This is a genomic window from Variovorax sp. E3, from assembly GCF_016082275.1.
In the GTDB taxonomy this organism is placed as follows: Bacteria; Pseudomonadota; Gammaproteobacteria; order Burkholderiales; family Burkholderiaceae_C; genus Variovorax.
Genome location: NZ_MOWM01000342.1, coordinates 1 through 1109, shown reverse-complemented (window position 1 = coordinate 1109; position 1109 = coordinate 1). Strand labels below are relative to the sequence as shown.

Here is a 1109-nt window from a genome sequence, read left to right as displayed (position 1 = left end):
GTGGTCGCCGGCACCACCGACGGCGTGGCCGCCTTCCTGGCCACCGGCGCGCACCGGCCGGGCGACGCCGTGACCTCGCTCGGCACCACGCTCGTGGTCAAGCTGCTGGGCGCCGCGCCCGTGTTCGCGCCGGCCCACGGCGTGTACAGCCACCGGCTGGGCGAGCTCTGGCTGGTCGGCGGCGCGTCGAACAGCGGCGGCGCCGCGCTGCTGCGCCATTTCAGCGCCGAGCAGATGGCACGGCTCACGCCGCTGCTGCAGCCCGATGCGCCCACCGGGCTCGATTACTACCCGCTGCCCGCCACCGGCGAGCGCTTTCCGCTGAGCGACCCGCAGCAGCGCTCGCGCACCGAGCCCCGGCCCAGCGACGACTTGCGCTTTTTCCAGGCGCTGCTCGAAGGCGTGGCCGGCGTCGAGCGCATGGCCTACGACCGCATCGCGCAACTCGGCGCGCCGTATCCCCGGCGCGTGTTCACCGTGGGCGGCGGCGCGCGCAACGCCGCGTGGACGCAACTGCGTGCGCGCCGGCTCGGCATCGACATGGTCGCGCCGCTGCATGAAGACGCGGCCTGCGGCACGGCGCTGCTGGCGCGCCAGGGAGCCTCGGCATGACGCGCTGGGCCGAAGGGCTGGCCGAACTGGCCCCACACCACGACGGCTTCGTGCTCGACCAGTTCGGCGTGCTGCACGACGGCCACGCGCCCTACCCCGGCGTGGCCGAGGCGCTGCGCCAGTTGCGGGCCCACGGCAAGCGCGTGCTGGTGCTGAGCAACTCCGGCAAGCGCGCCGCGCACAACAGCGCGCGGCTGGCGCGCTTCGGCGTCACGCCCGATCTGTACGACGGCGTCATCAGTTCCGGCGAGGTGTGCTGGCAGATGCTGCACCGGCGCGACCGCGCGCGTGGAGCACGCTGGGCCGCCGCGTGCTGCTCGTGAACCCGGCCGAAGACGCGCCCATGGTCGAGGGTCTGGCGCTCGAGCCGGTCGACACGGTGGCGCGGGCCGACTTCATCCTGCTGGCCAGCCTGCCCGACGGCATGCCGCCCGCCGCGCTGCAACCGCTGCTCGACGGCGCGGCCGCGCGCGGCCTGGTGCTGGTGTGCGCCAACC

General features: G+C 74.9%; 3 protein-coding genes. All 3 read left to right on the top strand.

The window, feature by feature from the left end; translation table 11 throughout:
• On the top strand, positions 1 to 612 hold a 612-nt coding region (locus BMG07_RS40725; protein ID WP_269759908.1), incomplete at its 5' end, for an FGGY-family carbohydrate kinase.
• The gene (locus tag BMG07_RS40720) at positions 609 to 935 is read left to right on the top strand and encodes an HAD family hydrolase (RefSeq protein ID WP_198089219.1); all 327 of its coding nucleotides are present in this window, start codon (positions 609 to 611) and stop codon (positions 933 to 935) included. The genes BMG07_RS40725 and BMG07_RS40720, both read left to right, overlap by 4 nt.
• Positions 923 to 1109, top strand: a 187-nt coding sequence (locus BMG07_RS40715; protein WP_198089218.1) for a hypothetical protein, incomplete at its 3' end; no start/stop codon positions are given. The genes BMG07_RS40720 and BMG07_RS40715, both read left to right, overlap by 13 nt.

What these genes read in the sequence shown, in the direction of transcription:
- BMG07_RS40720 (WP_198089219.1), top strand. Translation starts at nt 609, where the DNA reads ATGACGCGCTGGGCCGAAGGGCTGGCCGAACTGGCCCCACACCACGAC.